At 72.1% G+C, this 24,987-nt stretch carries 21 protein-coding genes; 13 read left to right on the top strand and 8 right to left on the bottom strand.

Annotated elements, in window-relative coordinates:
• Window position 1 precedes the first annotated feature (1 nt).
• From ACWD1Z_RS21690 to ACWD1Z_RS21710, 5 genes are all read left to right on the top strand, one after another.
• On the top strand, window positions 2-1,099 hold the full coding sequence (locus ACWD1Z_RS21690; RefSeq protein ID WP_451120868.1) for a GNAT family N-acetyltransferase: 1,098 nt from the start codon (window positions 2-4) through the stop codon (window positions 1,097-1,099).
• A 333-nt stretch (window positions 1,100-1,432) separates the two neighbouring features.
• Window positions 1,433-2,260 carry a glycosyltransferase family 2 protein gene (locus tag ACWD1Z_RS21695; protein ID WP_451120870.1) on the top strand — a complete coding sequence of 276 codons (828 nt, stop codon included), beginning with the start codon at window positions 1,433-1,435 and terminating at the stop codon, window positions 2,258-2,260.
• A complete protein-coding gene (locus ACWD1Z_RS21700; protein WP_451120872.1) occupies window positions 2,257-3,255 on the top strand; it encodes a glycosyltransferase in 999 nt (332 codons plus the stop codon). The genes ACWD1Z_RS21695 and ACWD1Z_RS21700 overlap by 4 nt, the downstream gene beginning before the upstream one ends.
• Window positions 3,248-4,048 carry a polysaccharide deacetylase family protein gene (locus tag ACWD1Z_RS21705; RefSeq protein WP_451120874.1) on the top strand — a complete coding sequence of 267 codons (801 nt, stop codon included), beginning with the start codon at window positions 3,248-3,250 and terminating at the stop codon, window positions 4,046-4,048. Before ACWD1Z_RS21700 ends, ACWD1Z_RS21705 begins: the two co-directional genes overlap by 8 nt.
• Window positions 4,041-7,694 (top strand): lipopolysaccharide biosynthesis protein, encoded by a 3,654-nt coding sequence (locus tag ACWD1Z_RS21710; RefSeq protein ID WP_451120876.1) that lies wholly within the window; start codon window positions 4,041-4,043, stop codon window positions 7,692-7,694. The genes ACWD1Z_RS21705 and ACWD1Z_RS21710 overlap by 8 nt, the downstream gene beginning before the upstream one ends.
• 4 nt (window positions 7,695-7,698) lie before the next feature.
• On the opposite strand, the gene ACWD1Z_RS21715 is transcribed toward ACWD1Z_RS21710, so the two are convergent.
• Window positions 7,699-9,111 carry a GH39 family glycosyl hydrolase gene (locus ACWD1Z_RS21715; protein ID WP_451120878.1) on the bottom strand — a complete coding sequence of 471 codons (1,413 nt, stop codon included), beginning with the start codon at window positions 9,109-9,111 and terminating at the stop codon, window positions 7,699-7,701.
• 131 nt (window positions 9,112-9,242) lie between these two features.
• On the opposite strand from ACWD1Z_RS21715, the gene ACWD1Z_RS21720 reads away from it, so the two are divergent.
• Both ACWD1Z_RS21720 and ACWD1Z_RS21725 read left to right on the top strand, forming a co-directional pair.
• Entirely contained in the window at window positions 9,243-10,337 is a 1,095-nt protein-coding gene (locus ACWD1Z_RS21720) for a DUF5925 domain-containing protein (RefSeq protein ID WP_451120880.1), read from the top strand.
• A gap of 15 nt (window positions 10,338-10,352) precedes the next feature.
• The gene (locus ACWD1Z_RS21725) at window positions 10,353-11,123 is read left to right on the top strand and encodes a DUF72 domain-containing protein (RefSeq protein WP_451120882.1); all 771 of its coding nucleotides are present in this window, start codon (window positions 10,353-10,355) and stop codon (window positions 11,121-11,123) included.
• A 1-nt stretch (window position 11,124) separates the two neighbouring features.
• On the opposite strand, the gene ACWD1Z_RS21730 is transcribed toward ACWD1Z_RS21725, so the two are convergent.
• Window positions 11,125-11,493 (bottom strand): GntR family transcriptional regulator, encoded by a 369-nt coding sequence (locus ACWD1Z_RS21730; protein WP_451120884.1) that lies wholly within the window; start codon window positions 11,491-11,493, stop codon window positions 11,125-11,127.
• Window positions 11,494-11,564: 71 nt separating this feature from the next.
• Between ACWD1Z_RS21730 and ACWD1Z_RS21735 the strand changes: the two genes are divergently transcribed.
• The 4 genes from ACWD1Z_RS21735 (at window position 11,565) to ACWD1Z_RS21750 (ending at window position 14,630) form a co-directional block, all read left to right on the top strand.
• Window positions 11,565-12,497, top strand: a complete 933-nt coding sequence (locus ACWD1Z_RS21735; protein WP_451120887.1) for a GNAT family N-acetyltransferase — start codon at window positions 11,565-11,567, stop codon at window positions 12,495-12,497.
• On the top strand, window positions 12,478-12,978 hold the full coding sequence (locus ACWD1Z_RS21740) for a DUF402 domain-containing protein (protein ID WP_451120889.1): 501 nt from the start codon (window positions 12,478-12,480) through the stop codon (window positions 12,976-12,978). Before ACWD1Z_RS21735 ends, ACWD1Z_RS21740 begins: the two co-directional genes overlap by 20 nt.
• Window positions 12,979-13,180: 202 nt before the next feature.
• Window positions 13,181-13,318 carry a hypothetical protein gene (locus tag ACWD1Z_RS21745; RefSeq protein WP_389419463.1) on the top strand — a complete coding sequence of 46 codons (138 nt, stop codon included), beginning with the start codon at window positions 13,181-13,183 and terminating at the stop codon, window positions 13,316-13,318.
• A 262-nt stretch (window positions 13,319-13,580) separates the two neighbouring features.
• On the top strand, window positions 13,581-14,630 hold the full coding sequence (locus ACWD1Z_RS21750) for a lytic polysaccharide monooxygenase auxiliary activity family 9 protein (protein ID WP_451120892.1): 1,050 nt from the start codon (window positions 13,581-13,583) through the stop codon (window positions 14,628-14,630).
• A gap of 56 nt (window positions 14,631-14,686) precedes the next feature.
• On the opposite strand, the gene ACWD1Z_RS21755 is transcribed toward ACWD1Z_RS21750, so the two are convergent.
• A complete protein-coding gene (locus ACWD1Z_RS21755) occupies window positions 14,687-15,547 on the bottom strand; it encodes an esterase/lipase family protein (RefSeq protein WP_451120894.1) in 861 nt (286 codons plus the stop codon).
• 153 nt (window positions 15,548-15,700) lie between these two features.
• Window positions 15,701-16,144, bottom strand: a complete 444-nt coding sequence (locus ACWD1Z_RS21760; RefSeq protein WP_451120999.1) for a MarR family winged helix-turn-helix transcriptional regulator — start codon at window positions 16,142-16,144, stop codon at window positions 15,701-15,703.
• A gap of 122 nt (window positions 16,145-16,266) precedes the next feature.
• Here ACWD1Z_RS21760 and ACWD1Z_RS21765 point away from each other — a divergent pair, with 122 nt between their 5' ends.
• On the top strand, window positions 16,267-16,641 hold the full coding sequence (locus ACWD1Z_RS21765; RefSeq protein ID WP_451120896.1) for a cupin domain-containing protein: 375 nt from the start codon (window positions 16,267-16,269) through the stop codon (window positions 16,639-16,641).
• A 38-nt stretch (window positions 16,642-16,679) separates the two neighbouring features.
• Here the strand turns inward: ACWD1Z_RS21765 and ACWD1Z_RS21770 are convergent, their stop codons facing one another.
• Window positions 16,680-17,654, bottom strand: a complete 975-nt coding sequence (locus ACWD1Z_RS21770; RefSeq protein ID WP_451120898.1) for a DNA polymerase Y family protein — start codon at window positions 17,652-17,654, stop codon at window positions 16,680-16,682.
• Window positions 17,651-21,073: a DNA polymerase III subunit alpha gene (locus ACWD1Z_RS21775; protein WP_451120900.1), complete on the bottom strand. Its 3,423-nt coding sequence runs from the start codon at window positions 21,071-21,073 to the stop codon at window positions 17,651-17,653. The genes ACWD1Z_RS21770 and ACWD1Z_RS21775 overlap by 4 nt, the downstream gene beginning before the upstream one ends.
• A 133-nt stretch (window positions 21,074-21,206) precedes the next feature.
• Between ACWD1Z_RS21775 and ACWD1Z_RS21780 the strand changes: the two genes are divergently transcribed.
• Window positions 21,207-22,241: a DUF3533 domain-containing protein gene (locus ACWD1Z_RS21780; RefSeq protein ID WP_451120901.1), complete on the top strand. Its 1,035-nt coding sequence runs from the start codon at window positions 21,207-21,209 to the stop codon at window positions 22,239-22,241.
• Between the two features lie 139 nt (window positions 22,242-22,380).
• Here ACWD1Z_RS21780 and ACWD1Z_RS21785 read toward each other — a convergent pair whose 3' ends face one another.
• Both ACWD1Z_RS21785 and ACWD1Z_RS21790 read right to left on the bottom strand, forming a co-directional pair.
• Window positions 22,381-23,463: a S1 family peptidase gene (locus ACWD1Z_RS21785; RefSeq protein ID WP_451120903.1), complete on the bottom strand. Its 1,083-nt coding sequence runs from the start codon at window positions 23,461-23,463 to the stop codon at window positions 22,381-22,383.
• A 389-nt stretch (window positions 23,464-23,852) separates the two neighbouring features.
• Window positions 23,853-24,761 carry a S1 family peptidase gene (locus tag ACWD1Z_RS21790; RefSeq protein WP_451120905.1) on the bottom strand — a complete coding sequence of 303 codons (909 nt, stop codon included), beginning with the start codon at window positions 24,759-24,761 and terminating at the stop codon, window positions 23,853-23,855.
• Window positions 24,762-24,987: the final 226 nt, after the last annotated feature.

Genomic DNA, 24,987 nt, shown 5'->3' on the forward strand with positions numbered 1-24,987 from the left:
CGTGGACATCAGCGTGTACCGTCCCGGCGAGCTGACGGCCGCCGACCGGACGGCATGGACGGCGATGCAGTCCAAGGCCCATCTGCACGGCTCGCCCGAGCTGGCGAACCCGTTCCTGTCACCCGAGTTCGCGCTGGCCGTCGGCCGCTGCCGCTCCGGCGTGCGGATCGCCGTCGTACGGGAGTCCGGCGAGCCCGCCGCGTACTTCGCCTACCAACGCACGGCCGGCGGAGTGGGCCGGGCCGTCGGGCTCGGGGTCTCCGACGCCCAGGGCGTGGTGCACCGGCCCGGGTTCACCTGGGACGCCAGGGAACTGCTGCGCGCCTGCGGGCTCGCGGTGTGGGAGTTCGACCACCTCGTCGAGGGCCAGCCGGCGTTCCGCGCCGGGGCCACCGGATCCTTCCCGTCACCGGTCATGGACGTGGAGCAGGGCTACGAGGTGTACCTCGGCCAACTCCGCGAGCGGGCACCGAAGTTCACCCGGACCACGCTCGCCAAGGAGCGCAGGCTGGGGCGCGACCACCCGGGCGTGCGGTATGTGCACGACGAGCGCGACCCGGCCGCGCTGCGCACCCTGATGGGCTGGAAGTCGGCGCAGTACCGCAGGACCGGGCGCAGCGACCGGTTCGCCCAGGACTGGATCACCCGCCTGGTGGAGCAGCTGTTCCACACCCGCACCGAGTCGTTCGCCGGGGTCCTGTCGGTGCTGTACGCCGGGGACAAGCCGATCGCGGCGCACTTCGGGCTGCGCAGCGAGCGGGTGCTGGCCTGCTGGTTCCCGGCGTACGACCCGGCGTTCTCGAAGTACTCCCCCGGCCTGGTGCTGCACCTGCGGATGGCCGAGGCGGCCGCCGCGGACGGCATCGCCCATCTGGACCTCGGCCGGGGCCGGAAGGAATACAAGGACTCCCTGAAGTCGCGTGAACTGAGCGTGGCCGAGGGATGGGTGACACGGCGTCACCCGGTGGCGTTCGGACACCGGGCACGCCGTGCCCCGGTACGGGCCCTGCGCAATGTCGTGGTGTCCCGGCCGGAGCTGTTCGAGCCCGCCGACCGGCTGCTCAAGAAGGTGGGAAAGATCAGGTCAGGTCGGCGGTAACGGATAAACCATCAAAAACGTGAGGCCTCGTTCCAGGTCTTGCCATACAGACGCAATCGTCAATATCGTCGTACATCTCACCCGCATCGGACCACCATTCAGCGGACCAGGGGAGGGCTCAGGGCCGCGGTGGCAGCCGGCGCGGGGCGCGGTAGGGGGGTGCCGCACTCGGCCGGCGTACTTCGAGTACGGGTGACCGAGGCGTGCCGCGCAATCGGCTGCCGCTTCGCGGGAGCCGATGAGCTATGCCAGTAATAACCCCCCTTTCGAACCGGACACACAGCCGGGCCGCCCCAGGGGCGGGCGGTCCACCGGACGAGAGGGACCAGACTCATGAGCTCAGTTCTGCGCCCGGCGACCACGGGTGACGAGTACGAATACCGCACGGCCCGGACCTACCGGCCCGTCTCCTCGCATCTGGCGATAGCGCCGCCGGTGAGCGTGGTGATCCCCGCCATGAACGAGGCGGAGAACCTGCCGTACGTCTTCAAGACCCTGCCGGACTGGATCCACGAAGTGGTGCTGGTCGACGGCAACTCCACCGACGGCACCGTCGAAGTGGCCCGCTCCCTGTGGCCGGAGGTGAAGGTCGTGGAGCAGCGGGGCAAGGGCAAGGGGGATGCCCTGATCACCGGGTTCGAGGCGTGCTCCGGCGACATCATCGTGATGGTCGACGCGGACGGCTCGGCCGACGGGCAGGAGATCGTCAGCTATGTCTCGGCGCTGGTCTCGGGCGCCGACTTCGCCAAGGGCTCCCGCTTCGCCAACGGCGGCGGCACCGACGACATGACCTTCGTCCGCAAGCTCGGCAACTGGGCGCTGTGCACGATCGTCAACCGCAAGTTCGGCGCCCGCTACACCGACCTGTGCTACGGCTACAACGCCTTCTGGCGGCACTGCCTGGACAAGATCGACCTCGACTGCACCGGCTTCGAGGTGGAGACCCTGATGAACATCCGGGTGGTCAAGGCGGGCCTGAAGGTGCAGGAGATACCCAGCCACGAGTACTTGCGCATCCACGGCACCAGCAATCTGCGCGCGGTGCGGGACGGGTTCCGGGTGCTCAACGTGATCCTCAGGGAACGCTCCAACCGGCGGGCCCTGCGCCGCCGCGCCGGGCGCTCCGTGCTGCTCGACTCGGTCCGGGGAGAGGTGTCTTGAGCGGTCCCGGCATCTCCGTGGTGATCTGCGTCTACACCGAGGACCGCTGGGAGGACATCCTCGCGGCGGTCGCCTCGGTGCGGGCGCAGTCCCGCCCGGCGCTGGAGACGCTGCTGGTCGTCGACCACAACGGCCCGCTGCGGGAGCGCCTGGCCCAGGAGTACAAGGAAGCCACCGACGTACGGGTGCTCGCCAACGCGGGTCCCCGCGGCCTGTCCGCCGGCCGCAACACCGGTATCGCCGCCTCCCGGGGCGAGGTGATCGCCTTCCTCGACGACGACGCCGTGGCCGAGCGGGACTGGCTCCGGCACTTCGCCGCCTCCTACGCCGACCCGCGGGTCATGGCGGTCGGCGGACGCACCGAGCCGATCTGGGCCTCGGGCCGCCGGCCGGCCTGGTTCCCCGAGGAGTTCGACTGGGTGGTCGGCTGCACCTACCGCGGCCTGCCGCCGGGGCGGGTCCGGGTCCGCAACGTCCTCGGCGGCAACGCCTCCTTCCGGCGTACGGCGTTCGACGCGGCGGGCGGCTTCGCCACCGGTATCGGGCGCGACGGCGACAAGCGCCCGCTGGGCTGCGAGGAGACGGAGCTGTGCATCCGGCTCAGCCGGGCCAGGCCCGACGCCGTGCTGCTGATCGACGACCGCGCGGTGATCCACCACCGGGTGCCCGAGGCACGTGAGCACTTCGGGTACTTCCGCACCCGCACCTACGCCGAGGGCCTGTCGAAGGCGCTGGTGGCCCGGAGTGTCGGCGCGGACAAGGGACTGGAGTCCGAGCGCCGGTACACCACCCGGGTGCTGCCGGCCGGGGTGGTCCGCGGGCTGCGGGACGCGGTGCTGGCCCGGCCGGGGGGTGCGGGCCGGGCGGGCGCGATCGTCGCCGGGGTGCTCACCGCGGCCGGTGGGTATGTCGTCGGGAGCGTGCGGGCGCGCCGGGGTGCGGTGACGTACTCGGTGGCGGCGATCGGCGACGGCCGAGGGGGCGGGGATGGGTGAGCCAGGTGTGCCGGTCCTCATGTACCACGCCGTGTCGGCCGAGCCGAGCGAGGCCACCCGCACGCTGTCGGTGACGCCCGAGGCGTTCGCCGAGCAGATGGCGGCCGTCGCGGATCTCGGCCTCACCCCGCTCGGCACGGCCCGGCTGGCCGCCTGTTGGCGCACGGGACGCCCGCTGCCCGCCCGGCCCGTGCTGATCACCTTCGACGACGGCTACGAAGGCGTGCACCGGCACGCCCTGCCCGTGCTCGCCCAGCACGGCTTCCCGGCCACCGTGTTCGTCTCGACCGGCTGGCTGCGCGGCCCGTACGACACCGGCGGCGCCCCGGACACCATGCTCGACTGGGACCAGGTCCGTGAACTGGCCGCCGCCGGGGTCGAGATAGGCGGCCACAGCCACACCCACCCGCAACTCGACCAACTCCCGGACCAGGCGCTGCGCCGGGAGCTGATCCTGTGCAAGGAGATCGTCTCGGACCGGCTCGGCGCGGCCCCGGCCTCGTTCGCCTACCCGTACGGCTACTCCAGCCGCCGGGTGCGCGAGGCGGTGCGCGAGACGGGGTACGCCCAGGCGCTCGCCGTCGGCAACGTCCTCGCCCGGCGCCGGCAGGGACCGTACGCGCTGCGCCGGGTCACCGTGCGGCGCGGCACGGACGCCGAGGAGTTCCTGCGGCTGCTCGAAGGCCGCGCGCTCACCCGTACGTTCGCCCGGGACCGCGCCCTCACCAAGGGCTACGCCATGGTCCGCAGAGCCCGACAGGTCCGCCGGAAGGCCATCCGTTCCCGTGTCTGACACGACGACCACGACCGAGACCCCGCAGTCCGAGACCGAGCCGCCCGAGCAGTCGGGGCGCGGCAGCCCGCTGTTCCGCAACGCCTACGCCCTGATGCTCAACACCGGCATCTCCGCGGTGCTCGGTCTCGGCTTCTGGCTGGCCGCGGCCCGCTACTACTCCGAGTCGGCGGTCGGCCAGGGTTCGGCCGCGATCGCCGCGATGAAGTTCCTCGCGGGCCTGACCGCGGTGACCCTGACCGGGGCGCTGGCCCGGTTCATCCCGGTCGCGGGCCGGGCCACCGGACGGCTGATCCTCCGTACCTATGCGGGCAGTTCGGTGCTCGTGGCGCTGGCGGCGGGCGTCTTCCTGGTCACGCTGGACCTGTGGGGGCCGTCGTACCGGTTCCTGGACGGGCCGGTCAACGGGCTCGGGTTCATCGTGGCCGTCGTCGCGTGGAATCTGCTGACCCTCCAGGACGGGGTGCTGACCGGGCTGCGCAGCGCGCTGTGGGTGCCGGTGGGCAACACCGCGTTCTCGGCGGTGAAGCTGGGCCTGCTGGTCGCCTTCGCGGCGGCTGTCCCGACGACCGGGGTGTTCGTCTCCTGGGTCGCGGCCATCGCGGTCTCGGTGCTGCCGCTGGGCTGGCTGGTGTTCCGGCGGCTGGTGCCCCGGCACGTGAAGTCGACCGGGGAGCGCGCCGCGCCGCCCTCGCTGCCGGAGATCGGCAGGTTCCTCGCGGGCGACTACACCGGCTCGCTGTTCTCGCTGGCCGTGGTCTATCTGATCCCCGTGATCGTGGCCGCGCAGGTCAGCTCCGAGAACAACGCCTACTTCTACATCACCGCCACCATCGGCGGCACGGTCAACCTGCTCGCCATCAACATGGGCGCCTCCCTCACCGTCGAGGGCTCGCACGATCCGGGCCGGCTCGCCGCCAACACCCGGGCCGCGCTCAGGCGCATGGCGAAGATCATGATTCCGGTGGCGGCGGTCCTGTTCTTCGGGGCGCCGTGGATCCTCGGTGTGTTCGGCTCGGGGTACGCGGACGCGGCGACCCCGCTGCTGCGCTGGTTCGCCCTCGGCGGGCTGCTGCGGGTCGTGATGGAGACGTACTTCGCGGTGCTGCGCGCGCAGAGCCGCACCGCTGGACTGGCCTGGCTCCAGGGCCTGTTGTGCGCGCTGGTGCTCGGGCTGACCCTGCTGCTGCTCCCCCGGATGGGGCTGACCGGTGCGGGGGTCGCCGAGGTCTGCGCGCTGGCGGTGATCGTGGCCATCGCCGCGCCCAAGCTGTACCGGACGGTGCGGACCGCCCAGGACGAGGTGCCCGAGGGCCCGGCGGCCGACGGCGACCTGGGGGCGCACGAGTCCGCCGGGCGAGGCCCCGCCCGGGTGCTGGACAGCGAAACCCTCGCGCTCGGCATCCACGTCGACTTCGACCACCTGGACCGCCGCCCCGACGTCCGGCCGGGGCCCGGCACCCCGCCCACCGGGCTGCCCGCGGTGCGCCGGCCCACCTGGGCGGCCGGGCTCCCGGCGGAAAGACGCGAACCGGAGGTGGACGCGCCGTTCGAGACGGAGGAGAGAGCGGTCGTACCGGAAGTGCCGGAGCCCGTACGGGAGGAGCCCCCGGCCACAACGGGCCCGACCCTGCTGCCCACCCGCATCGGAGTCGTCCTCGGCTGTCTGCTGACCGCCGCCCTGCTGCTGTACTGGGTGCCCGCGCTGCGGCTCGGCGAGGCCGACCTGGACGAGATGGGCGGGCTCGGCCTGGTCTCCGTGCTGCCGATGCCGACGCTGGTCGGCGCCGGGCTGCTGGTCACGGTCTTCGCCTCGCTGCTCTGGCTCGGCCGTGAGCACCGGGCCCTGCTGCTGGTCACCCTGCTGGCGACCGTCGTCTCGCTGCACGCCCTGCCCGCGCTGATCGAGACCGAGCCGCGGTTCGCCACGGCCTGGCAGCATCTGGGCTTCCTCGACCACATCGACCGCACCGGATCGGCCGTACCGGACCTGGACGCGCGCTGGAGCTGGCCCGGCTTCTTCGCGGTCGCCGCGTTCGTGGCGCAGTCCTGCGGGGTCTCGGATCTCACCGAGGTCATCCGCTGGTGGCCGCTGACCATGCAACTGCTGTACCTGGTCCCGATGTTCCTGCTGACCCGCTCCCTGCGGGCGAGCTGGCGGGCGCGCTGGACCGGCATCTGGGTGTTCGTGCTGAGCGGCTGGGTGGGCCAGGACTACTTCTCGCCGCAGGGCTTCACCTACCTCCTCTACCTGGCGTTCGCGGCGATCCTGCTGGTCTGGTTCCGGGCGCCGCGGGTGATCTGGACGAGGATGCGGCCGGGCGAGCTGGAGGTGGAGCCGACGGACCGGCGGCAGCGGGCGGTGCTGCTGCTGGTGGTCATCGGGCTGTTCGCGGTGAGTGTGCCGGCCCACCAGCTGACCCCGTTCGTGATGCTCGGCGTGCTGGCGGTGCTGGTCCTGGCCGGCCGCAGCGAACTGCGCGGCCTGCCCGTGCTGTTCGGGGTGATGGTGGTCTCCTGGATCGGCTTCATGGCCGAGCCGTACTGGTCGGGACACTTCGACGAACTCTTCGGCGGGGTCGGGGGCGTGGGCTCCAATGTGTCCTCGTCGGTCTCCGGCCGGATCGAGGGCGGCAGCTCCACCCACACCCTGGTGCTGTACACGCGCGTGCTGCTGGCCGGCTCGGTGCTGGCCATGGCGTGCTGGGGCTGGTGGCGCCGCCGCGACCACAAGTACCGCGAGCGTTCCCTGCTGGTCCTCACCTTCGTCCCGTTCCTCGGCTTCGGCATGCAGAGTTACGGCGGCGAGATGGCGCTGCGCGTCTTCATGTTCGCGCTGCCCGGCGCGGCCCTGCTGGCCGGGCTCGCCCTGTTCCCGCGCACCGGCGTCACCGCCGAGGAGCGCGACAAGGACCGGGTGAGCCTCGCGCCGCTGGCCGCGTTCCTGGCGGGCCTGGTGCTCATGGGCGGGTTCCTGGTGGCCCGTTGGGGCAACGAGCCGTTCGAGCGGGTCCGGCCGGGCGAGGTCGCGGCCATGGAGTACGTGTACGCCCATGACGATCCGAGTGTGCGGCTGCTGTGGCTGAGCAATGACCCGGTCAACGTCGTGACGCCGTCGATGCCGTGGGGCGCGCGGGACATGGAGAAGGTCGAGTACCTGCCGACGCTCGCGCCGGTCGACCCGGTGCTGGTGTCGGGCCTGGTCAAGGCGCTGAAGGACGCGGGCCCGAACTCGTACCTGATGATCAACCGCGGTCAGGTCACCTATCTGCGGATGGACGTCGGCTACTCGGAGAGCTGGGAGCCGCGGCTCCTGCGGAACCTGGACCGGCGCCAGGAGCTGAAGAAGGTCTTCGTCAACGAGGACGTGACCATGTACGCGCTGCGCAAGCAGCCCGCCGGCGAGGTCCCCGAGGCCGATCCCGGGCCGATCGGACCCCGGGTGACCTGGACGCCCTGGTCGGTGGTCGGGGCGCTGGCGGCGCTCGCGCTGATCGTGCTGCTGGCGGCGCGCGAGGTGGTCCGGGTGGCGGTGCGGCCGAGCGTGCGCCAACTGCGCTGGCTGCAGGGCAGCTTCTGGTTCTCGCTGCCGCTGCTGGCGGTGCTGCTGGCCTCGCTGGTGCAGCGGTTCCTGACGATCAAGTAGGGGGTCAGGTGGCCAGGTCGAGCCACCTGACCTCGTAGGCCTGCAGCTTCAGACGCCTGCCGTCCACCGTGGCGGTCGTGGACCGGTCGAGGGTGTTGACGACCAGGGCCGTCCTGTCGGTGGCCAGGATCTTGACCTGCGGCGAGCCGGAGAGCGTCCGGTACTCGGTGCCCGGCGGGAACTCCTCGGCGAACCGGGCCAGCAGGTCGTACAGGGGCAGGGCCCGCCCGCCGTCCGCGCCGCTGGTGGGCGTCCACAGGCAGCCGGGGCAGTCGGCGCCCTCCTCGGCCTGCGGGTTCCAGTAGAAGCCGGAGGTGGCACCGCCCTTGGCCATGGCGATCAGTCCGGTGGCGTGGACGGCGGCGCGCCGGGCCTCGGACCAGTCGTGGCGGTTGTCGTCGCCGTCGGCGGGCTCGACGTAGTACTCGGCCCACCACAGCGGCAGTTCGCCGCCGGTCTGCCGGCGCACCCACTCTCCGACGGCCGTGAACTTGTCGGTGGCCGCGAACTCGTCGGGCAGCAGCTCGTCGTCCCGGGTGTAGCTGGAGCCGTCCACGACGACGAAGTCCGCGCCCGCCTTGTGCTCGTTCCAGTAGGAGAAGGCGTCGAGGACCCGTCGGTCCAGCGCGCCCCAGCTGCCCCTGAAGCTCGGGGAGGCGTGCTCCTCGCGGGGATCGAGGCTGTCCATCACCAGATACGGCCCGCCGACCATGATGTCCGGGTCGACCTTCTTCAGCGCCCGGTGGACCAGGTTGTACAGCTCGGTGTAGCCCTCGTGGTCCCAGCGGGCCTCGGCGTCGTTCCAGAAGCCCTTGAACTCGTTCCAGACGATGAAGTGCCGTACGTCCGGATAGCGTCGGGCGACGGTCGCCGCGAGCGCGGCGAAGTCGTCGAAGTGCTCCGGCTCGGGCGCGGTCTCCAGGGCGGCCTGGCTCCAGTCGGTGCTGTCGACGCCGGCCTCGCCGCCCTTCATCCAGTCCGGGGCGCAGCACAGGGTGACGACGGGGGTGCCGCCGGAGGCGCGGACGAAGTCGATCCGGCGGTCCATCGCCTCGAAGTCGTAACGGCCCGGCACGGGCTCGGGGTTGTCGGCGCCCCAGCCCATGATGTGCTGGATCTGCGGCATCCCGTCGGGCAGCCGCCGCTCGACCCGCCGCACGGCCGCCGCGTCGCCCTCGTCGGCGCTGGACCGGGTGTGGGTGAACCCCCAGCCCACCTCCGGATCCGTGGCGTCCGGCGGGGTGGCCGGGGTGCCGTGCACCTTGCCGCCGTCGCGTGTGGTGCCCTCGGTGCTCGCGCCGCCGCCGGGCAGGGAGTTGAACAGGGACACCACCAGGGCCAGAGCGGCCACCCCCACACCGAGCAGCGCGGTGAGCCGCCACCGCCGTGCCCCCGAATTCCACCCATGCCGTCCCATCGAGGGCAACGGTACGGGGGTGACGGGCGCGAGGGCAGGCTTCTGCGGAGAACAGTTCCGCGGCCCTGTCCAGGGATGGCGTCCGGGGCAATTCCGGTGCGCGAGGAGCGTTCGTGCCGGATCATGACGGCATGTCTGCGAACCCACACGACGCTCTGCCGATCCGGCTCAACGTCGACGACAGCGACTCGCCGTCCGACGTCGTCGACGCGCTGTTCCTCGGCCGCTTCGCGACGGGCGAGCAGCCTTACTCGCACGCGGCGAACATCGACCGCGTACGGTCCGGCGCGACCCTGATGCCGCCCTGCGCCCGGGTGCTGCGGGTGGCCCGCGACGACGACCGCAGCGCGACCCTCGCCGAGGGCGACGGCTGGACCGTGCTGGTCTCCCGCTGGAACCGCGGCGCCGACGTCACGGTCACCGCGACCAGCGCGGAGCTCGCCGAGAAGATCCTCGACCAGGCCACGGACGGCGCGGCGGACGAGCCCGAACCGCAGCCGGAGAACGTGACCATGGGCTTTTGGTACGTCTCCCCCAGGCGCGGCCCGCACCGCACGACCCGCCAGATCTCGGCCGGCACCTGGGACGAGGTCCGCGCCAACTACACGGCGCCGGTGGCGGACGCGATGGACCGCCTGATGAAGACCACCCCGGAGGACATCGCGGGCCGGCTGCTCCTGCTGCACGGCCCGCCGGGCACCGGCAAGACGTCCGCGCTGCGCACGCTCGCCCGGTCCTGGCGGGACTGGTGCCAGGTGGACTGCGTCCTGGACCCCGAGCGACTGTTCAGCGACGTCGGCTATCTGATGGACATCGCGATCGGCGAGGAGGACGGCACCGGCAAGGGGCGCTGGCGGCTGCTGCTCCTGGAGGACTGCGACGAACTGATCCGCGGCGAGGCCAAGCACACCGCGGGCCAGGCGCTGTCCCGGCTGCTGAACCTCACCGACGGACTGCTCGGGCAGGGCCGCAACGTCCTGGTCGGCGTCACCACGAACGAGGACCTGGAGCGCCTGCACCCGGCCGTGGTCCGCCCCGGCCGCTGTCTGGCCCGGATCGAGGTCGGCCCGCTGACCCGCACCGAGGCGGTGGGCTGGCTGGGCGCCGAGGAGGGCGTGGGCCGCGAGGGCGCCACCCTGGCGGAGCTGTTCGCGCTGCGCCGGGGCACGTCCCCGACGTCACTGCCGGAGCCGCGGCCCGGGGCGGACGCGGGCCTGTACCTGTAGTGCTTTCATGAAGGTATGACCGTCTACGTCGGCACCTCGGGCTGGCAGTACAAGGACTGGCGGGACGTGCTGTACCCGTCGGGCTGTCCGATGCGGCTCTGGCTGGAGGAGTACTCGGCCCACTTCACGACGGTCGAGCTCAACAACGCGTTCTACCGGCTGCCGTCCCGGGAGAACTTCGAGGCGTGGCGGGAGCGGGTGCCCGGGGACTTCGTGGTGGCGGTGAAGGCGAGCCGCTATCTGACGCACATCAAGCGGCTGCGGGAGCCGGAGGAGCCGGTGGACCGCCTGATGACGCACGCGCGGGGACTGGGCGACCGGCTGGGCCCGGTGCTGCTCCAGCTCCCCCCGACCCTGCGCGGGGACCCGGGCCTGCTGGACGCGTGCCTCGCCTGCTTCCCGGCCGGCACCCGGGTGGCGGTGGAGCCAAGGCACGACTCGTGGTGGACGCGGTCGGTGCGGGAGGTCCTTCAGTCCCGGGGCGCGGCCCTGTGCTGGGCGGACATCCAGGCCCGCCCGGTCACCCCGCTGTGGCGCACCACCGACTGGGGCTACGTCCGCTTCCACCAGGGCCGGGCCCAGCCGTGGCCGCGCTACGGCCGGCAGTCGCTGGCGACGTGGGCGGCCCGGATCGCGGACACCTGGCCGGACGGCCGGGACGTGTACGCGTACTTCAACAACGACCCCACAGGGGCGGCGGTGCGGGACGCGGCGGTGTTCGCCCGGCTGGCGACGAAGGCGGGGCTGACGGTGACCCGGACACCCGACCGGGTGCCCGCTTCCTAGATCACTCCTCGTAGACCGCCCGCAGCGCGTCCCGTACGGCGTCCAGGGCGTCCCCCTCGGCCAGCCCCAGCCGCCGCACCCGCTCCGCGTACGCCTGGGCGGCCGCCGCTGCTTCCCGTTCCGCGGCGGAGCCGGCCGCGGCCACGAAGGTTCCGTTGCGACCCCGGGTCTCGATCACGCCGTCCGTCTCCAGCGCCCGGTACGCCTTGGCGACCGTGTTCGCGGCGAGCCCCAGCGACTCCGCGAGCCCGCGCACCGTGGGCAGCCGGTACCCCACCGGCAGCACCCCGGTCCGCGCCTGCTCGGAGATCTGGGCCCGCACCTGCTCGTACGGCGGCGCGCTGTCATCGATGTGGATCTTCAAGGTCACGGCACCGATTGTCCCGTACCGGCGGGAAAATCAGAGGCACACGGGTGCGGAGCGCCCGTAACGTGCGCGCCATGACCGTCATCGTGCGCGAGATCAGACCCGAAGCCCGTGCTGACCTGGAGGGTTTCGCCGCTGTCCGGCACAGCGCGCTGCCCTTCTACCTCATCACCCCGGACTCCCTGGCCCATGACCTCGCCCACTCGCATCCCGACGCCCGCTACCGGCCGCTCGCCGCCGAGGAGGACGGCGAGATCATCGGGTCCGCGCAGGTCGGCCTGCTGCACGAGAACCCCGATCCGGTCCAGGGCTTCGTCAACGTGTACGTGCGCCCGGATCGCACCCGCCGCGGCGCCGGCGCGCTCCTGGTCCGCGCCGCCGAGGAGTACCTGGCCGGTCTCGGCGCGACCCGGCTGCTCGCCTGGGTCCTGGACGAGCCCGGCAACCGGGCCTTTGCCGAGGCCCACGGCTACCGGGCGGGCCGTTCCGCCCACTTCCTGCGGCTCGACCTGGCACACGGCACGCTGCCGCCGCTCCAGGACCCCCCGCCCGGCGTCGAACTGCGCCCCGCCTCCGATTTCGCGGGCGATCCGCGCCCGGTGTACGCACTGGACGCGGAGACGACGGCCGACGAACCCAGCGAGGCCGGCGCCGCCGAGCTCACGGACTACGAGTCGTGGCTGGAGGAGACCTGGCACCACCCGCTCACCAGCCTGGAGCTGACCACGATCGCCCTGGTGGACTCCGTGCCCGCCGCCTTCACCGCCGCCCGCACGGACGGCGGCACCCGGTACCACACCGGCATGACCGGTACGGCCCGCGCCTTCCGCGGCCGGGGCCTGGCCAAGCTCGCCAAGAACGACTCCCTGCACCGGGCGCGCGCGGCCGGGTACACGGAGGCTTTCACCGGCAACGACACCGGCAACGAGCCGATGCTCGCGATCAACCGGTGGTTCGGATACGAGGTCTGCGCGACGGAGGTGCGCTATGTCCGCGAACTCGGCTGAGCCCGGAACCACGGTCGACGTGGTCCTGCTCAAGGGCGGCCGGCAAAAGATCCGCTACCCCGCCGAGCTGCTCCAGGACGACGGCACCCGGATCGTCGTGCGGGCGGACTTCGCGGGCGCCCAGGTCCGCGACTTCGGGTTCGTGCGCTTCGAGCCGGGTGACGTCTTCACCGAGTACTACTGGCGGGACCGCTGGTACGCGGTGATGGAGGTACGCGGCCCGCACGGCACCCTCAAGGGCTGGTACTGCGACATCGCCCGCCCGGCGACGCTCTCCGGCACGGAGCTGACCGTGGAGGACCTGGACCTGGACCTGTGGCGCTCGGCGGACGGGACGGATGTGAGGCGGCTGGACGAGGACGAGTTCGAGGAGAGCGGTCTGCGGGAATCGGACCCACAGGCGGCGGCCGCGGCACTGGCCGCCCTCGACACCCTGGGGAAGCTGGCCGTGGAGGGGGGCTTCGAGGCACTGCTGGCCTGACCGGACCGACGAAACTCGCGCAGCGTACTCAGCGCGTCACCGCACGTCACAATTCCGCGGTGCGTGCCCAGGATTGACGCGCCCCACTCACGGTCGCATCGTGAGAACGGCCACTGACAGAACGCCGCCGATGAGGAACCCTCAGCACAAGGGTCTACCTCCGTGACAACGCGGAACACGGTAGGCACTGAAGGAGGCAGCCATGCGCCGCATGACCGTGCAGAAGCCCCTGAAGAAGACGGACTCGCGCCGGATGGCGGGCGAGGAGGCCGACGATCGTCCCGCGGGACGACCCGAGGTCCGCAAGGACATCGCGCGCACATGGTGGCCGGACGGCTGACCAGCCCTTCACCCCAGCAGCCACGAACTCCAGCAGCCGTCCCCCCGACGCCCGTCCCCGGGCGTCGGGGGGACGGCGTTGTCGTCGGCGCACACGGTCCGCGCGCCTACCTGAGCGCAGTCTGAGCACTCCCTTAAAGGGACCATAAGGATCTCCTCCACCCGCCTCCAGCAGGCGATTTCACGGTTTTCTCGGGCTAGCTTGCTGATCGCCCCCACGGGTTTCCGCCAAGCAACCGACGACCGTTCCCCAGGAGTTCCTCATGCCCGCACGCCGCAGGGTCGCCACCGCCGCCTCCGTCGCCGTGGTCGGCGTCGCGCCGCTCGCACTGACCGCGCTGGCCGCCGCGCCCGCCGCCGCGCACGGTTCGATGGGCGACCCGGTCAGCCGGGTGTCGCAGTGCTACGCGGAGGGCCCGGAGAGCCCGACGTCCGCGGCGTGCAAGGCGGCCGTCGCGGCCGGGGGGACCCAGGCGCTCTACGACTGGAACGGCGTCCGGATCGGCGACGCCGGCGGCCGGCACCAGGAGCTGATCGCCGACGGCGAGCTGTGCAGCGCGGGCAACGACACGTTCAAGGGCCTGGACCTGGCCCGGGCCGACTGGCCGGCCACCGGCGTGCGCAGCGGGTCGTACACCTTCAAGTACCGCGTGACCGCCCCGCACAAGGGCACCTTCAACGTGTACATCACCAAGGAGGGCTACGACCCCGCCCAGCCGCTGGCCTGGGACGACCTGGACCTGAAGAACCCGGTGGCGACGGTCACCGACCCGGCCGCGTCCGGCGGCTTCTACACCTTCTCCGGCACCCTGCCGAACCGTTCCGGCAAGCAGCTGCTGTACGCGGTGTGGCAGCGCTCGGACAGCCCGGAGGCGTTCTACTCCTGCTCGGACGTCACCTTCGGCGCCACGAGCGGCGGCGGTACGACGGAGGAGGGGGCGGAGGAGGAGGCGGGAGAGGAGGCGGGAGAGGAGGCCCCCGCCGCGCCCATCGCCTCCGCGCCCTCCGAGGAGCAGATCGAGGACGGCGCCGACGAGTCGACGATCGAGCACAACGGCCACGGCGACCAGGACGCCGAGACCTCGGCCGAGCCGGTCGCGGAGACCACGGCGGCGCCCACCGAGGCGGCCCCGGAGGCCGTCGCCAACCGGCCCAAGGCGGCCGGTGCCACCGAGAACCTCGCCGAGACCGGCGGCGACAGCAGCACCTCCTACCTCGCGATGGGCGGCGCCGGGGCGCTGGCCGTCGGCGCGGCGGCCCTGTTCCTGTCGGTCCGGCGGCGCGCCGTCGGCGGTGCCCGGCACGGCCGCTGACCCCTTGGCTCCGGGGGCCTGACCGGCGGCTCAGGCCGGTCAGGCCCCCGGCGGGCTCAACTGAACGCCGACGCGCAGGTGGTGGGCCGGGCCCGCGCCGGATCGAGGGCGTTGGCCACCTCGTGGAAGGCGATCCGGTCGAAGAGGCCGATCGCCAGATGCTCGGACAGGTCCACCGGGCACAGCTCCTGGAGCAGGACGTTGCGTACGTTCGCCCCGTCGAGGAACTGGCTGCGGTACGGCGTGACCACCTGGTCGTACTTGGTGGCGATCACCGTGTAGCGGACGCCGGGGACGGTGTCGCCGCCCTCGTTCAGCTTGGTGAGGAACGCGGAGCCGGCGATCTGGTCGGCGAGGGCGGGGGTGGCGGTGGAGAGCAGGTCCTCGGCGCCGGGGAAGTACGGCAGCAGGTTCGTCAGGCCGGACAGGTCGGTGCCGTGGTTGTCCGGCGCGATGCCGACGAGGGCGTTCACCTCGGCCGCTCCGCCGAGGAACCGCAGGTAGTAGCGGGGCATCATGCCGCCCTGCGAATGGCCGACGAGGTCGGCCTCGGCGGCGCCGGTCGCGGCGAGCACCTTGTCGACGAAGGCGTCCAGTTGCTCCGCCGACTTGTCGATCGGGCCGAGGCCGTGGAAGAACGGCACGCCCGGCAGCCGGCCGTAGTCGAGCGAGAAGACGCAGTAGCCGCGCTGGGTCAGATAGGGCGCGAGGCCCAGCCAGTTGTCGACGGAGTTGCCGAAGGTGCCGTGCACCAGGACGACGGGCCGGGGGTGGGCGGCGGACGGCTTGCAGGAGTAGTCGTTCCATCCGCTGCTCGGCGCCTCGGCGGCCTGCGCGGTGGTGGCGGGGACGACGGCGACCGCGGCGGTCAGCAGCAGCGTGGTCAGGGGTCTGAGCAGTCTCTTCCAGGGCAGCATCGGGTGATCTCCTTGCGGCTCAAGGGAGTTGCGATGGCCTTACGCCCTGTGATCCGGATCACGGGATGCTGGTTCACTTGTCAAGTTACGAGTGAGTAGTTCAAGGGGGAAGTTACGCGTCAGTAAAAACTTCCAGTGGTAGTTGATGGACCCTCACCAGGAGGGGCGCACCGGCCCCTTGGGGGCGATGTGCAGCAACTGCTGCCCCAGCGCGCGCACTTCCGCCTCCCCCAGCGCCGCGCTCCACTCCCGCACGACGTCCGCCGCCGCCTCCTCCGCGGCCCGGGTATGGGCCCACCCGCGCTCGGTCAGGATCAGCAGCCGGGCGCGCGCGTCCCGCGGGTGGGGCCGTCGCTCGACGTACCCCTTGCGCACGAGCTCGTCCACGAGCTGGCTCGCGGCCTGCTTGGTGACACCGAGATGCCCGGCGAGGTCGGTGACGGTGGCCCCGCCCGCCGCGATCCGGGTGAACGCGAACCCATAGGCGGACCTCCCCTCGAAACCGCGCGCGACCACCCCGTCGTTGATGCGTCGCACCAGCTCGCCCGCGGTGGCGAGCAGCGCGAAGGACAGGGAGAGGGCCTCGGAGTTCTGCAGGGGAGCATCGGAGTTCTGCACGGGAGCATTGAAACACCCTTGACGAAAAGGTCAAGCAGCTTGACTATAGGGCTGCACAACCAGTCAACCCACTTGACCATCACTTACCCAGGGGGAGGGCCATGCCCGTCATCCGCTCGACCGACGCCGTCACCCACGAGATCCACGGCGCCCGTTTCGTCTCGTACGCCACACCCCGCGCCGGCAGCAAGGAGCTGTGCGCCTGGCGCGGCGAGATCCCGCCGGGCACGAAGGCACCGGCGCACACCGTGAACAGGGAGGAGATCCTGCACGTCCTGATCGGCAACCTGCGGATCACCCTGGACGGCACCACGACCGACATCACGGCGGGCGACACCCTGATCATCAACCCGGGCGCGACCCTGGCCGTCGAGAACCCGGCCGATCAGACCGCCCTGACGTGGGTCACCACCTCCATCGGCCTGACAGCGGACCTGCCCGACGGCACCCGCCTCACACCCCCATGGGCCAACTAGCCCCACTCCACCAGCAGTTCGGAGCGCACCCCAGCCGCTCACGCCGCCAGCGTCCCCGGCATGATCGCCCGGGGGCCGAACTTCGCCCGTGCCCGGTCCGCGACCTCCTCGATCCTGCGGACCTTCTCGTCGACAGGGTCGAAGCTGAGCTGATGGGAGGCCTGCTCGGCGGGGTCGAGTCCCTCCGCCCGCAGTGCCAGCACCCGCACCCGGGCGCGCTGCAGCCCCAGCCCCTCGTACATCCCGTACGCCACCCGGGTCAGCGCGGCGGAGTGCGCGGTCGGCTCCTTCAGCGACCGGCTGCGCGTCGTCGCCGACCGGTCCGCGTACCGCACGGTCAGCGTCAGCGTCCCGCACACCTTGTCCAGCGCCCGCAGCCGGGCCCCCAGCTCCTCCGCCGCCGAGAGCAGCGCCCGACGGTGCCGGTCGGCATCCAACTCGTCGCGTTCGAAGGGCCGTTCGGTGACGAGGGAGCGCGCCGCCCCGTTCGGCACCACCCGCCCGCGGTCCACCCCGTTCGCCTTCTCGTGCAGCTCGCGCCCCGCCTTCGCGCCGACCAGCCGCTGAAGCGTGGAGAGTGGCGCGGCGGCGACCCGGCCGAGGCTGTCCAGGCCGTACTCGCACAGCGTGCGGGCCGTGGCCGCCCCGACCCCCGGGAGCGCGGTGACGGGCTTGTCCGCGAGGAACTCCACCACGCCGTCCCGCTCCTCGGGGACGGCACAGGTCACCCCGGGGCGGGCCTCCCGCAGCGCCATCCGCGCCGGCATCGTCCCCGGCCCCGCCCCGATCACGCAGTCCACGCCGTACCGGGCGAGCGCCCGCACCCGGATCACCGAGGCCAGTTCCACCGCGCTGCGCCCGAAGTACCGCTCGGCACCGCGCAGATCGGCCAGCGCCCCGTCCGGCGGCAACGCCTCGACGACGGGCGTGAACTCCTCCAGCAACCCGAGCAGGCCGGGCAGCGCCGCCTCGTACATCGGCGGCAGGTGGAAACGTACGCAGAGGATGGTCATCCCGCACTCCCCGGACTCTGGTGCCACAACTTCCTTGTCTGCGAGGGCTCCTGACCCGCAGGACGCAGATCGGCCCACGGATGCATTTCGTATCCGGTCGGCAGCTGGATGCGCCGGCCGCCGGTGGCGTCGCCCCTCCCCTCGGGCACGGGCTCCGCGAGCCGCGCCGCGACCACGTCGAGGCCGCCCTGCGCCCGCAGTTCGGCCAGCTCGGCGAGGTTCCACGCGGCGGCGCCCACCACACTGAGGCTGCGCGGCCCGCGCCGCTGGACGACCCCGCGCACCAGCAGCAGCCAGGAGTGGAAGACGGTGTGCGCGCAGGCGTCGTGGGAGTCGTCGAAGAAGGCTAGGTCGACCAGGCCCGTGCCGTCGTCGAGAGTGGAGAAGATGACCCGCTTGCCGGACCGGATCGGCGGCGTCTGGGTGGCCGCCTTGGCGCCCGCCACCAGCACCGTCTCCCCGTGCCGCGCCTCGCGCAGCCGGCGCGCGCTGACCACGCCCAACTCCTCCAGGAACTCCCGGTGGTCGTCCATCAGATTGCGCGAGGCGTCCATGGACAGCACACCCAGCTCGGCGCTGAGCTTCTCGGCGGAGGACAGATCGGGCAGCCCGGCGGAGGCGGTCTTCCGCCCTCCCGCCAGCGGGAGTTGACCACCACCGACACCCCGCGCTCCCCGGTGCAGCTCGGTCAAGTGCAGTTGCAGATCACGCCGGTTGGCGCCGAAGGCGTCCAGCGCGCCGACCTGCGCGAGCCGTCCGGCCAGGGGCCGGCTCGGCCGCGCCCGCTCCCAGAAGTCCAGCAGCGAGGCGTAGGGCTGCCCGGCCGCGATCCGCGCCGCCTCGGCCTCGCTGATGCCGTGCACGTCGGAGAGGGCGAGCCGCAGCCCCCACACCGCCGGGGATTCAGACACCAGTTCGATACGGTGGGCGACCGCGGACCGGTTCACGTCCAACGGCAGGATCGGCACCCCCCGCCGCCGCGCGTCCGCCAGCAGCAGCCGCTTCGGGTACATCCCGGGGTCATGGGTGAGCAGCCCGGCGTAGAAGGCGGCCGGGTGGTGCGCCTTCAGCCAGGCCGACTGGTAGGTCGGTACGGCGAAGGCGACCGCGTGCGCCTTGCAGAAGCCGTACGACCCGAAGGCCTCGACGATCTCCCAGGTCCGCTGGATCGTCTCGGCGTCGTACCCCCTGGCCGCCGCGTGCTGCGCGAACCAGAACCGGATCCGCCCCTGCGACTCCGGGTCGGAGAGCCCGCGCCGCACCCGGTCCGCCTCGGCGCGCCCGCAGCCGGTCATGATGTCGACGATGTCGATGATCTGCTCGTGGAAGACGACGACTCCGTACGTCCCCTTCAGCGGCTCCTCCAGATCCGGGTGCGGACAGCGGACCGGCGCCCGCCCGTGCCGGGCCTCGATGAACGGCCGCACCATGTCGGCGGCGACCGGCCCCGGCCGGAAGAGCGAGATGTCGACGACGAGATCGTGGAAGGTGGCCGGCTGAAGCCGCCCGACCAGATCCCGCTGCCCCGGCGACTCGATCTGGAAGCAGCCGAGCGTCTCGGTGGAGCGGATGAGTTCGTACGTCGCCGGATCGCCCGGCGCCACCCCGTCCAGGTCGATCCGTTCCCCCGTCGCCCGCTCCACCTCCGCGACCGCGTGCGCCATCGCCGACTGCATCCGCACCCCGAGCACGTCCAGCTTGAGCAGCCCGAGGTCCTCCACGTCGTCCTTGTCGAACTGCGCCATGGGAAAGCCCTCGCCGCTGGTCGGCATGACCGGCGTACGGGCGAGCAGGGAGGCGTCGGAGAGGAGCACGCCGCAGGGGTGCATGGCGACTCCGCGCGGCAGGGCGTCCAGGGCCTCGGTCAGCTCCCACAGCCGCCCGTACTTCTCCTTCTCCCCCGCCAGCGCGCGCAGTTCGGGCAGTTCCTCCAGCGCGGCCCGGGCGTCGCGGGCCCGGATGTGCGGGAAGGACTTGGCGATGCGGTCGATGTCGGCGGGGTCCATCGACAGGGCCGCGCCCACGTCCCGGATGGCGTGGCGCACCCGGTAGGTCTCCGGCATCGCGACCGTCGCCACCCGCTCGGTGCCGAACCGGCCGATGATCGCGCGGTAGACCTCCAGACGGCGGGCGGACTCCACGTCGATGTCGATGTCGGGCAGGACGAGCCGGCGCTTGGACAGGAAGCGCTCCATCAGCAGCCCGTGCTCGACGGGGTCGGCCTGCGCGATGCCGAGGAGATGGTTGACGAGCGAGCCGGCGCCGGAGCCGCGCGCGGCGACTCGGATGCCCATGTCCCGTACGTCGTCCACCACTTGAGCGACCGTCAGGAAGTAGGTGGCGAAGCCGTGATGGGCGATGATGTCCAGCTCGCGGTGCATCCGCTCCCAGTAGGCGCGCCGGCCCGCATACCCCTTGCGCACCATGCCCGCCGCCGCCCGGGAGGCGAGCACCCGCTGGGCGGTACGGTGCCCCGCGCCGACGAGGTGCGGTTCGGGGAAGTGGACGGTGCCGATGCCGAGGTCGTCCTCGGGGTCGACCAGGCACTCGGCGGCCGTCGCCCGCGTCTGCTCCAGCAGCCGGTGGGCGGTGTCGCGCCGGAAGCCCGCGGCCTCCACGATCCGCTCGGCGGCGTGCAGCATGGCCCCGGGGTCCTTGAGCCAGGCCTCACCGGAGTCCAGTTCCTTGGTGGGGTCGATGGGGACGAGCCGGCGGGCGGCGTCCAGGACGTCGGCGACCGGGCCCTGGCCGGGGTCGGCGTAGCGGACGGCGTTGCTGAGCACCGGCCGGATCCCCTGCTCGGCGGCGAAGCCGACGGTACGGGCGGCAAGGCGCAGGGAGCCGGGTCCGGTGCCGTTGCGGCCGTGCCAGACGGCTTCCAGGCGCAGCGCGTCGCCGTAGACCTCCCGCCAGGGGGCCAGCAGCCGGGCCGCGTGGTCGGGGCGGCCGGCGGCGAGGGCACGGCCGACGTCGGAGTCGGGGCCGAGCAGGACGGTCAGGCCGTCGCCCCGGTTGGCGGCCCAGGGCAGCAGCGGTGAGCCGTCGCCGGCGTGCGATGCGGTGACGATTCCGCAGAGGTCGGCCCAGCCGCGGGCGCCGTCCCGGGCGAGGAAGGCGACCCGGGGTGTCGACTCGTCGACGAAGGCACCCCCGCGCACCGGGGCGCGGCGCTTCTCGTCCCGTAGAGGCCGCACGGGCTCGACGGGCTCCACCGCCAGCTCCGTGCCGAACAGCGGGCGCACCCCCGCCTTCGCGCAGGCCTTGGCGAAGCGGACCGTGCCCGCGAGGGTGTCGCGGTCGGTGAGGGCGAGGGCGTCCATGCCCCGTTCGGCGGCACGCTCGGCCAGCCGCTCCGGATGCGAGGCGCCGTAGCGCAGGGAGAACCCGGAGACGGTGTGCAGATGCGTGAACCCGGGCATCCACACCTCCGATATCGAACATCAGTTCCCGACTGCCTCATCTCCACCATAGACCAAAACTCGAACGCTTGTACGACAACCGTTCGGCCCTCCCCCACCTGCGGAAACGCCCTCCTCCTCGGACTGTGGGGACATGACACAGAACGGCTTTCTCGGTGAGGTGAAGGACGCGGTCACCCCGCGTGCCACGCTGCTCGTCCTCGGCGTGATCGCCCTCCAGCTGCTGTTCATCGCGTCCTATGTGGGGGCTCTTCATGATCCGAAGGCGAAGGACGTGCCGTTCGGTGTGGTCGCGCCGGGGGCCGCGGCCGAGCAGGCGGTGACCCGGCTGGACCGGCTGCCCGGCTCACCGCTGGACCCGCGCACCGTCGCCGACGAGGCGACGGCCCGGGAGCAGATCATGAACCGGGACATCGACGGGGCGCTGATCGTCGACCCGGCCCGGACCACCGACACCCTCCTGGTCGCGAGCGGCGGCGGCGCCGTCCTCGCCACCACCCTGGAGCGGTACCTCACCACCCTGGAGTCCTCCCAGCAGCGGACCCTCCGGACGGTGGACGTGGCCCCGGCCTCACCGGACGACTTCGACGGGCTGTCGTCCTTCTACGTGGTCGTCGGCTGGTGCGTCGGGGGCTATCTGTGCGCCTCGATCCTGGCCATCAGCACCGGCGCCCGGCCCGCCAACCCGCGCCGCGCGGTGATCCGGCTGGTCGTGATGGCGCTGGTGGCGATCGCCGGCGGGCTCGGCGGTGCGGTGATCGTGGGGCCGATCCTGGACGCGCTGCCCGGCAGCGTCCTGGCGCTGTGGGGGCTCGGCGCCCTGGTCACCTTCGCGGTGGGGGCGGCCACGCTCGCCCTCCAGGGGGTCTTCGGCATCGTCGGCATCGGCCTGGCGATCCTGCTCGTGGTGATCGCGGGCAACCCGAGCGCGGGCGGCGCCCTGCCGCTGCCGCTCCTGCCGCCGTTCTGGCAGGCGATCGGCCCGGCGCTCCCCCCGGGCGCCGGCACCTGGGTGGCCCGCTCGATCGCCTACTTCGACGGCAACGCCACGACGGCCCCCCTACTGGTCCTGTCGGCCTGGGCGGCGGCCGGCATCGCGATCACGCTGGGGGCGGCAACCCTGCGCAAGAAACGGAAGACGGAACCCCTACCGACGGAGGCAAGGTAACGCCACCAGGAAGAGACAGGCCCCCAGCCGCCGACGGCGCCCCACCCCCACCAGGGCCACCCGCACCCGTCCACGCACCCGCACGCAAAAGTCCCGCCCCTCGCGCGGGGGGCGGGACTTCACGAAGCGAAAAGAACCGTCAGCCGATCTGCGTCCCCGTCGCCGACAACGCCTCCGTCACCGACTGGAAGAACGTCTCCCCACCGGAGGTGCAGTCACCGCTCCCCCCGGACGTGAGACCGATCGCCTTGTCACCGGAGAACAGCGAGCCCCCGCTGTCCCCGGGCTCGGCGCAGACATCGGTCTGGATCAGCCCGTTGACGATGTCCCCGTTGCCGTAGTTCACCGTGGCGTCGAGCCCGGTCACCTTCCCCGAGTGCACCTGCGTGGTCGAGCCGCTCCGGGTGACCTCCATCCCGACCGTGGCCTCGGCCGCACCCGAGATCGCCTGGGTGGACCCGTCGTAGAGATTGACCTCGCTCGGGTGCTCGACCTCGCCCGCGTACTTGACCAGGCCGTAGTCGTTGTCCGGGAAACTGGACACCTCGTTGGCCCCGAGCGCGTTCCCCTGCGCGTCCCGCCAGTTGGTGATGCCCTCCGTGCAGTGCCCCGCGGTCAGGAAGTACGGCTCACCGCCCTTGACCACGTTGAAGCCGAGGGAGCACCGGCCGCTGCCGTCGGTGATGGCGTCACCGCCCGCGATGAAGGGCTTGAACTCCCCCTCGGTGCGCTGGAGTTCCGCCACGGATCCGAGCCCGTCGACGACCTCGCCGAGCTTGCGCCACTCGGCGTCGGAGACCGTGCGGTCGGCCGTGACGACGATTCTGTTGGTCGTCGGGTCGGTCACCCAGGAGGTGCCCGGAATGGTCGCGTCCTGCTTGAGCGTGCCGCGCGCGCTCTTGAGCTCCGCCAGGGAGTTCGCCACGACCCGCGCCTCGGCGCCGGCCGCCTCGACGGTTTCGGCCGCGGCCTTGTCCAGCACGTTCACGACGAGGTTCTTGTCCTGCGCGTCGTAGTAGGTGCCGGCCGCGGCGGTCCCGAGATCCTCGGCCAGCGTCGAGGCGAGCTTTCCGGCCGCCGTGACCGACAGGGTCTCGGGCATGGCGGTCGGCGAGGGCTCACTGGCGTTCGCAGTCTGGAAGGTGACACCCGCGGCCACCAGTGCGGCGATGCCCGCACCTGCCGCGGCGGCCCGCCGCTTGGGTATGCGTCGGTGCTTCAACTCACGTCCTCCTGTGGGGGGTCGGTCCGGAGGCTGTGGGGGCCCCGCGAACCGGAAGGCGTACGGACACGGATGCGGCGTACAGCAAAAAGCCGCGTCCGTGCCGGTTGATCGGCGCCTACTATTCCGAGGCGCACAGGCCGCACACAAGGTCGACTTCCGGACGTGCACACGGCCACCACACCGCGCCCCCGCCGCCTTGACCGTGCACAGTCACCCCAGGCGGCTTCGCACTGCAAACACTACGGGCGAGTAACTCGTATGCGGCGCGTGAGGTCTACTCCTGTCCTGAAATCGCCCTTCGCGCCGTGGACATGGGTGAGCCCCCGCACGACACCGCGTGCGGGGGCTCGGTTGCTGCCGGCTGTGGAGCGGAGAGCGGGGTGTCTCTAGTGGACGCTCATCCCGTAGGCGTTCAGGGCCTCCACGACGGGCTGGAAGAAGGTCGTGCCGCCGGAGGAGCAGTTGCCGCTGCCGCCGGAGGTCAGACCGTACGCGGTGCCGTTGCTGCCGTAGAGCGGGCCACCGGAGTCGCCGGGCTCGGCGCAGACGTTGGTCTGGATCATGCCGTAGACGACGTCACCGCCACCGTAGTTGACGGTCGCGTTGAGAGCGGTGACCCGGCCGGTGCGGATACCGGTGGTGGAGCCGTCACGGATGACGCTGGTGCCCACGGCCGGGTTGGCCGCCCGGACGATGTCCGTGTTGCCGGCGGTGCCCGACTTGGCGATCGAGGTGTTGGTGTAGCGCACCAGACCGTAGTCGTTCGTCGGGAAGCTGGAACCGGCGGTCGGCCCGAGGACCGTCGTACGGCCGGAGTTGGCGTACCAGGTGCCCGCGCCGTCGGTGCAGTGACCGGCGGTCAGGAAGTAGTCGGCGCCCGCGCTGTTGCGGACGTTGAAGCCGAGGGAGCAGCGGCCGGTGCCCGAGTAGATGGCGTCGCCGCCCGCGATGTACTTCTGGAACTTGCCCGGGGTGTGCTTGATGGTGAGGGCGTCGGCGTCGCCGCCCGCCTGCTGCCGGATCTTGGCGATCTCGGCCTTGGAGACCGTGCTGTCGACGGTGACGACGACACGGTTGGTCTTGCTGTCGACGGCCCAGGCGGTGCCCGGCACGTCGGCCTTGAGCACGGAACCGCTCACGCTCTTCAGCTCGGCGGAGCTGAAGGTGCTGGGGGCGTCGGCCGCGGTCGCGCTGGGGATCGCGACGGCTGCTGCGGCTACGAGGCCGGTCGATACGGCGATCAGCCGGGTCCGTCTCGTCATGCCACTGCGGGGGGTGGTGCGCTTGATCCTCACTTTTCGTTCCTCCACATGGGAAGTCGGGGGCCCTCGTGGGGTTTCGGGCCCGTGAGGCGCAGCCAGGAGCCGGAGTGTCCGGATTCCGAACACGCCGTGCCCCTGACAAGCGCTGTGGGGGAGTATTCGGCGGCACGCCCGGCCCGCGCAAGAGCGCCTTTCGGCCGTCAATTTTTGAACGACCTGAGCGGCCGCCCCGGTTGCGGGCGCTCGACGGCGGCTCCGT

This window comes from Streptomyces sp. NPDC002784 (assembly GCF_053592135.1).

Coding starts and splice junctions, on each gene's coding strand:
- ACWD1Z_RS21750 (WP_451120892.1), top strand. CDS start 13,581: ATGCCCGCACGCCGCAGGGTCGCCACCGCCGCCTCCGTCGCCGTGGTC.
- ACWD1Z_RS21725 (WP_451120882.1), top strand. CDS start 10,353: ATGACCGTCTACGTCGGCACCTCGGGCTGGCAGTACAAGGACTGGCGG.
- ACWD1Z_RS21770 (WP_451120898.1), bottom strand. CDS start 17,654: ATGACCATCCTCTGCGTACGTTTCCACCTGCCGCCGATGTACGAGGCG.
- ACWD1Z_RS21720 (WP_451120880.1), top strand. CDS start 9,243: ATGTCTGCGAACCCACACGACGCTCTGCCGATCCGGCTCAACGTCGAC.
- ACWD1Z_RS21735 (WP_451120887.1), top strand. CDS start 11,565: ATGACCGTCATCGTGCGCGAGATCAGACCCGAAGCCCGTGCTGACCTG.
- ACWD1Z_RS21740 (WP_451120889.1), top strand. CDS start 12,478: ATGTCCGCGAACTCGGCTGAGCCCGGAACCACGGTCGACGTGGTCCTG.
- ACWD1Z_RS21755 (WP_451120894.1), bottom strand. CDS start 15,547: ATGCTGCCCTGGAAGAGACTGCTCAGACCCCTGACCACGCTGCTGCTG.
- ACWD1Z_RS21715 (WP_451120878.1), bottom strand. CDS start 9,111: ATGGGACGGCATGGGTGGAATTCGGGGGCACGGCGGTGGCGGCTCACC.
- ACWD1Z_RS21695 (WP_451120870.1), top strand. CDS start 1,433: ATGAGCTCAGTTCTGCGCCCGGCGACCACGGGTGACGAGTACGAATAC.
- ACWD1Z_RS21775 (WP_451120900.1), bottom strand. CDS start 21,073: ATGCCCGGGTTCACGCATCTGCACACCGTCTCCGGGTTCTCCCTGCGC.
- ACWD1Z_RS21765 (WP_451120896.1), top strand. CDS start 16,267: ATGCCCGTCATCCGCTCGACCGACGCCGTCACCCACGAGATCCACGGC.
- ACWD1Z_RS21745 (WP_389419463.1), top strand. CDS start 13,181: ATGCGCCGCATGACCGTGCAGAAGCCCCTGAAGAAGACGGACTCGCGC.
- ACWD1Z_RS21705 (WP_451120874.1), top strand. CDS start 3,248: ATGGGTGAGCCAGGTGTGCCGGTCCTCATGTACCACGCCGTGTCGGCC.
- ACWD1Z_RS21780 (WP_451120901.1), top strand. CDS start 21,207: ATGACACAGAACGGCTTTCTCGGTGAGGTGAAGGACGCGGTCACCCCG.